General features: G+C 68.8%; 6 protein-coding genes and 1 pseudogene. 5 read left to right on the forward strand and 2 right to left on the reverse strand.

Annotated elements, in window-relative coordinates; all coding sequences use genetic code 11:
• Positions 1 to 33: 33 nt before the first annotated feature.
• On the reverse strand, positions 34 to 810 hold the full coding sequence (locus tag ACIBH1_RS37740; RefSeq protein WP_397318834.1) for a hypothetical protein: 777 nt from the start codon (positions 808 to 810) through the stop codon (positions 34 to 36).
• Positions 811 to 877: 67 nt separating this feature from the next.
• Between ACIBH1_RS37740 and ACIBH1_RS37745 the strand changes: the two genes are divergently transcribed.
• Entirely contained in the window at positions 878 to 1,453 is a 576-nt protein-coding gene (locus ACIBH1_RS37745; protein WP_397318835.1) for a hypothetical protein, read from the forward strand.
• 685 nt (positions 1,454 to 2,138) lie between these two features.
• Here the strand turns inward: ACIBH1_RS37745 and ACIBH1_RS37750 are convergent.
• A complete protein-coding gene (locus tag ACIBH1_RS37750; protein ID WP_397318836.1) occupies positions 2,139 to 2,264 on the reverse strand; it encodes a hypothetical protein in 126 nt (41 codons plus the stop codon).
• Between the two features lie 302 nt (positions 2,265 to 2,566).
• On the opposite strand from ACIBH1_RS37750, the gene ACIBH1_RS37755 reads away from it, so the two are divergent.
• The 4 genes and pseudogenes from ACIBH1_RS37755 to ACIBH1_RS37770 all read left to right on the forward strand — a co-directional run bounded on the left by ACIBH1_RS37755 (position 2,567) and on the right by ACIBH1_RS37770 (position 6,165).
• On the forward strand, positions 2,567 to 2,923 hold the full coding sequence (locus tag ACIBH1_RS37755) for a hypothetical protein (protein ID WP_397318837.1): 357 nt from the start codon (positions 2,567 to 2,569) through the stop codon (positions 2,921 to 2,923).
• 275 nt (positions 2,924 to 3,198) lie between these two features.
• The gene (locus tag ACIBH1_RS37760; protein ID WP_397318838.1) at positions 3,199 to 3,729 is read left to right on the forward strand and encodes a hypothetical protein; all 531 of its coding nucleotides are present in this window, start codon (positions 3,199 to 3,201) and stop codon (positions 3,727 to 3,729) included.
• A 61-nt stretch (positions 3,730 to 3,790) separates the two neighbouring features.
• Positions 3,791 to 4,501: pseudogene (locus ACIBH1_RS37765) on the forward strand (YcnI family protein).
• Positions 4,498 to 6,165, forward strand: a complete 1,668-nt coding sequence (locus ACIBH1_RS37770; RefSeq protein ID WP_397318839.1) for a copper resistance protein CopC — start codon at positions 4,498 to 4,500, stop codon at positions 6,163 to 6,165. Before ACIBH1_RS37765 ends, ACIBH1_RS37770 begins: the two are co-directional and overlap by 4 nt.
• Positions 6,166 to 6,292: the final 127 nt, after the last annotated feature.

A 6,292-nucleotide genomic window follows, 5' to 3' on the forward strand; every position in this document is an offset into this window, starting at 1 on the left:
GATAACGGGCCGTCGCGTTACGGCTTCGCTGGGTCAGGCGAGTCCCCATCTCGTCAGCGGCCCCAGCGTTTCAGAACGGCGATCCCCCGCTACCTGACCCTCTTCCGCGCCTTTCCGGAAGGCAATCCTGGGTCGGTTCGCCGGGTAGGCGGCGGCCAGGTGCAGCTGGATCTCCATGCCGAAGTGCGGGCGAGCACGAGGTTGCGGTGCTCGGCCAGCTCCGCCAGGCGCAGGAACTGGGTGATGCCGCCGATGCGGGGCACGTCCCCACGAGCTGGCGGACTTGGTGCTGCTCACCTCGGAGGAGATCGACGCGTCGGTCATCGTCATCGGCCTGCGCAGACGATCCCACTCGGAATACCGATTCTCGGCAGCACCGCCCAGCGAATCCTGGTCGTGGCCGATCGGCCGGTCCTGGCCGTCAAGCCACGCCAGACGGCCGGTCTCTGCCCACCGGACCTCGCCGTCCCAGCGCCAGACTTGTGAGGCTAGGGTCGGCTTCGACATTGAGCTCCAGGTGCCGACGGCGGAGTGACGGAGCCGCGTGATGTCGAGATCGGCCCACCGCTTACGGAAGACCTCGCGGCGCGCAGACAGCTCGCACTGGGATCTGTCGAGATCTGCGGCACCTGCCTCCGCGCGGAACATGGCGGCGGGGTTGCCGTAGCCAGAGTCGGACAGCGAACCTGCGAGGGGCTGCGTAGGGTCTGTGCCGTGGACATGCGGACTTTCGTCTTCGCCGACCGGCCAGACCTGCACCAGCAGGCCGACGAGATTTTCAGTGCCGATTGGCCCGAGTTCATCTTCCACGACCCTGTGGCGGGACGATACATGGAAAGAGTGCAGCAGTATTTCAAGGAGTTGAGCCTGCTACTCGTTGACGAAGAACGACCGAATCGTGGCCGGGGGCTGGGGAGTTCCGGTGCGATGGAACGGCAGCGTCGAGAACCTGCCGGGTGGTTATGACGACGCGTTGAGGCAGGCGGTCGAACTGCCGGAGAACGGCGAGCACGGCGACACCTTGGTCATCGCCGCGGCGCAGGTCCGCCGGGAGATGCGAGGGCGCGGGCTGGCGGCGCAGATCCTCCGGCGGCTCGCTGACGTGGGTGAACGGAGCGGGCTGATACGGGTGATAGCGCCGGTTCGTCCGACGCTGAAGGCGCGCTATCCGCTGACGCCCATGAGCCGGTTCATGACCTGGACACGGCCGGACGGCGCTCCGCTGGACCCGTGGCTGCGGGCCCACCACCGGATGGGTGCCTGGATGTTGGGCCCGGCGGAGCGCTCCATGGTGATAACAGGTTCCGTCATGGATTGGGAAATGTGGGCCGGTATGCCCTTTCCCGAGTCCGGCTCCTACATCGTCCCCGACGCCCTCGCCCCGGTGGTGATTGATCGGCGGCATGATCGTGGAGAGCTGGTGGAGCCGAACGTCTGGGTGCAGCACCGCTGAGGCTTCAGCGGGCCCATCGGAATTCGGGACAGCTCCGATGCCGGGCGAAGAATGGCAGTTTCACCAGGGGTTGGTCAGACCATTCACGGGGAGCCGGTCCACGCCACCCAGAGCTGGAAACTCACATTGTTGTCACCCTGGATTGGTCCTATGCAGTACCAGGCAAACCACCACTTGGCCTTCTTACCGCGAGTGCCGTAGGAGGCGCAGGCCCGAGCTGCCGTGTCGTGATCTCCCCAAAACGTCTGGAAGTACTCGTATCTGTAGGTGGCGCCCACCTCCGTCGTGGTAGAACCCTCTGACCGCATTGACGAGGCCGTCGCGCTGGGCCCGGCCAGCACACTCAGCGCCAGCGTGGCGCCGACGGCGAGCGCTGCTGCTCCAGGTCGCCGCAATCGCGTTCCGAGCATGAACGCTCCTTCGCTTTCGTCTCCCACCTGCTGGAAGACCCACGTGCACCATCACACCAGGCGCCTCCGTCACCCCACCGTCTTCCTGGTGTCAGCCGCAGGCACGTCTGTCTGCCTCCCCTCATTGCAGCCTCCGGCATGGGCAGCCAGGCCGGAAGTCGCTCAGTTGCGGTTCAACGGCCACGCCTCTGGACAGTCGCCGCGGACCCCCGGGTCCAGTGCTACGACCGAACCACTTCGAGCGTGCCCGGCAACGTCCCTGACGGCGACGGACGTCACCCGAGAGCCGCCGCGACCTGGATCCGGTCCAGATCCGCGACGAACGCCGCCGCGTTGCCGAACCTGATCGTGTTGGCGCCCGCCCGGAGGTCCACGTCCACGACGGTGGTGCGGAAAGTCATCCGAGCCGAGGGCAGAGCTGCCGACGCGCTCGAAGGAGCCACCCTCTGTCACATCACCCGGGAAGAAGCGAACGCAGCCCTTCTCGTTCTTCAACCTCACCCTGAGCCGGCCCCCGAGCCGCTGCCATTGCCCGCCAGGTGGCACGGGACTGAGCTCGTCCGCCTTTCCATACTTGGCCCCGTCACTGTGGCCGTACAAGGGCAGCCCGAGCCATTGCGGCTGAGCTGGCTTCAGCTCAGCCTGCTGGTCTGAGTCCGGCAAGGATGTCCACAACGCTCTACGACACCTCCGCAGCGCGCTGGTGAATGCCACAGGTTACGAGAATCCGGATTCGAGGAGAGCGCCGTTCATCAACGCCTCGACCACCAAGGACAGCGCCACCTACCGCATCGATCCAGAGCTCGTCAGCGTGGATCTGTGGGAGTACGAGGACGCGCTCGAATTGGCACGGTCAGATCCAGAATCGCTCGCGGCAGTAGCCGCGCTCTACACCGGAGAACTTGCCCGCGGGGGATGGTGCACCGAGCATTATCCGGAAAGCGCTCTTGAAGCGCTTGATCGGGCACGAGCACTGGATCCGGATACCGAAGAGCTATGTCCGCATCGTCGCGGTTCAGCTGCGCCTGGGCCGCCGGGACGACGCGCGCAGGACCGCTAACCTGCTTCGCCAACGCCTCGTCACTCTAGGTCTCACCGTAAGTCCTCGCTGTGAGAGGTCCTTGAGTGATCTCTTCGCGAGGCCGAGACCGCTTGGTCGCGAGTGAACGTTCAACATCACTGCTGGTGGCGGGGTTGCCTTCATGCATGTGTGCCGGGCAGCAGTCGGCATAGGCGCCATGGCCGTCACAGCGCACCCGCCGCCACGCCCGCCGGTCGCGCCGATCTGCTCAAGTGGGCCTGGAGCGTGGCCGGAGCCGTTGCTAGGCTCCCGCCATGAAGTCCACAAGGCGGACGATGCGCGGCCTGCGCTCGGCCCTTGTGGCACTCAGCACCACCCTGATCGCGGTCGCCGCCCACCGCACGCACGGGGCGGCCCCGCCGCTGTTCGCGCTGGTCCCCGTCGTCCTGGCCGCCTGGGGCGTCGCCTACGGGCTAGCTGGGCGCAGGATCACCCGGCGCGAACTGCTGGCCCTGCTCGGCGCCGCCCAACTCGGCATCCACGGCCTCAGCAGCTACCTGACCGCCCCCATCGGGCATCACCGCGCCGGCGACTCCTCAACGCCGATGCTTCTCGCACACGTGGCGGCCACCGTGCTCACCGCGCTGTTGCTGGAGTACGGCGAGCGCATGTGGTGGGCTCTGCTCTCCCTCCTCAGAGCCCGATACCGCACCATCCACACCCCCGACGTCCCTCCGCCGGTCCCGCGTGTGGTCCCGGTCGTCTCCCGCGTCGTCCCTGCGCGGATCCGGCTGTGCGCCGGTCCGGTCGGGATGCGCGCTCCGCCTCTCCTCATTCGGATCTGACGCCTCCCCAACCATGATCTGAATAGAGGAAACCCCTATGCACGCTACTCTGCGTAATCTCTTGCGTACCGCTGCCGTCGGCACCGTCGCCCTCGGGCTGGTCCTGGCCGGCGCGGGCGCGGCATCGGCCCACGTCACCGTCACCCCCTCCTCCACCGCGGCCGGCAGCTACACCGTGCTGACCTTCTCCGTCCCGCACGGCTGCGAAGGCTCGGCCACCACCTCGGTCGCCATCGCGATGCCCGAGGAGATCATCGCGGTCACCCCGACGGTCAACCTGGGCTAGGATGCCGAGAAGAAGATGGAGAAGCTCGCCACCCCGGTAGACAACGGCCACGGCGGCCAGTACACCGAGCGGGTCGACCAGGTCGTCTACACCGCCAAGACTCCCCTGCCCGACGGCATGCGCGACACGTTCGAGCTGTCGCTGAAGCTGCCGGAGAAGGAGGGCGCCAAGCTCGTCTTCCCGGCGATCCAGAAATGCGAGAAGGGTGAGACGCCCTGGACCGAGGTCGCCGCGGACGGCGCCGAAGAGCCGGAGCACCCCGCCCCGTTCATCGTGCTGACCGCCGCCGAGGGCGAGGGACACGGCGGGGCATCGCCCACGCCAACCGCTACCGCGGTGGCGGCCACCCCCGCGGTAGCCACCGCATCGAGCGCCTCCACGACCTCCGGCAACCCCGGAGTCGTCGGCTGGGCCGGCCTGGCGCTGGGCGCGATCGGTGCGGTCGCGGGCGTGACCGCTTTGGCACGCAGCAGGAAGACCTCTTGACCGGTCGGGAACACCGCAGGACGGCCGGGCCTGTCTCGGCCGTCCTGCTCCTGGCCGCGTTTCTGGTCCTTCTCATGCCGGGTACGGCCAGCGCCCACGCCGTACTGAAGAGCACCGATCCCAAGGACGGCCAGGTCCTCCCCCAGGCGCCACGCACCGTCACGGCTGTCTTCAACGAGGCGATCACCCTTGCCCCCAAGGGCAACCTGCTGCTCGACTCGGCCGGCCGCCCCGTCGCCGCCGACATCCGCTCGGTGAACGACACCGTCGTCTACACCCCGGCCTCCACCCTCGCCGAGGGCACCTACATCGTCAGCTGGCGCGTGATCTCCGCCGACACCCACCCGGTCGGCGGCGGCATCAGCTTCTCGGTCGGCAAGCCCAGCGCGAGCACGGTCGCCGTGCCTGATCTGGTCGCCGCCCGCGAAGTCAACCTGCTGAGGATCGGCGCCGAGGTGCTGAGGTACGGCGGAGCGCTCGGGTTCGCCGGCCTCACCGCCTTCGGCCTGTTCATCGCCGAGCCGAGCATGCGCAGGTCCACGGCCTTCGCGCGACGGGTCCGGCGCACCGGCGAAGCGCTGGCGGCGGCGGCGGTGTTCGGCGCCGCCGCCCTCATCCCGCTGGTCAAGCTCTGGCAAGACGGCGCGGGTGTCGGCGATCTGTTCTCCGCCTCGTTGTGGCCCGCGGCGTTGTCGGCCGCGCCCGCCGCCTCCGCGGCGCTGCTGACGGCCGGAGTCGTGATCGCGCTGGTCGCGGTGCGCCGCGAGCTGCCGGTCGCCGCCGCTGCCGGATCGGCGCTGGCACTGGGCTCCCTGGCCGTGGTCGGCCACACCAGGGTGTACGGGCCGGGCTGGGTGGTGCTCGCCGCCGACCTGCTGCATGTGGCCACCGCGGCGTTGTGGGCCGGCGGGCTGCTCGGGTTGTGCCTGCTGTTCGTCCCCGACCGGCGCCACCGGGTGGCCGAGGTCGCCTCCGCGGTCGGCCGCTTCTCGGCCGCGGCGTTGTGGCTGGTGGCCGGACTCGGCGCGAGCGCGGTCCTGCTGTGGTGGCGCATCGCCGACAGCGTCACCGGTCTGTGGACGACCGGCTACGGCCGCCTCGTCCTGGTCAAACTGCTGCTGGTGCTGGCCGTCGTCGGCGTCGCCGCCTGGAACCGCTACCGGCTGGTCCCCTCGATGAGCACCCGCAGGGACGCCACCCTGGCCGCGCTCCGCCGTACGGTCGGGATCGAAGCAGCGGGCCTGGCGCTGGTGGTCGCCGTCACGGGGGTGCTGGTCTCGCAGACCCCGCGTGAGGAGCCCGCCCCCGCACCCGCCGCGGCCACCCCGTCCGCCTCCGCCGGACCCAAGACGCTCACCGCCGCCGTCGGCGAGGGCAAGGCCACCATGGTGATCAGCCCCGGTCGGCGCGGCGTCAACGCGCTGCAGTTGTCCCTGGTAGACGGCCAGGGCGTGCCGCTGGTGCCGCACGAGACCCCGGAGCTGTCGGTACGGCTGCCCGCCTACGAGCTGGGGCCCTTCAAGAAGCCGCTGTCCATCACGGGCAGGGGCACCTACGAGGCGTCGGTCGACTTCCCACTCGACGGGGAGTGGACGGTGACGCTGGTCGTGCGGCTGTCGGAGTTCGAGAGCCCGGTCGTCTCCCAGAAGGTGGTGATCCCGTGAGAGCTCTCGGCGTGATGCTGGCGGCAGCCGTACTAGGAGCTGTTTGAGGTTCGGATCATGTGGTTGAGGCGAGGAGTTTCAACCACATGATTGAGCCTCGGAGGTGGAGCCCGGCCACGTAGCTTTC

The sequence above is a fragment of the Nonomuraea sp. NPDC050663 genome, assembly GCF_044456985.1.
Taxonomy (GTDB): Bacteria; Actinomycetota; Actinomycetes; order Streptosporangiales; family Streptosporangiaceae; genus Nonomuraea.

Coding starts and splice junctions, on each gene's coding strand:
- ACIBH1_RS37750 (WP_397318836.1), bottom strand. CDS start 2,264: ATGACTTTCCGCACCACCGTCGTGGACGTGGACCTCCGGGCGGGCGCC.
- ACIBH1_RS37760 (WP_397318838.1), top strand. CDS start 3,199: ATGAAGTCCACAAGGCGGACGATGCGCGGCCTGCGCTCGGCCCTTGTG.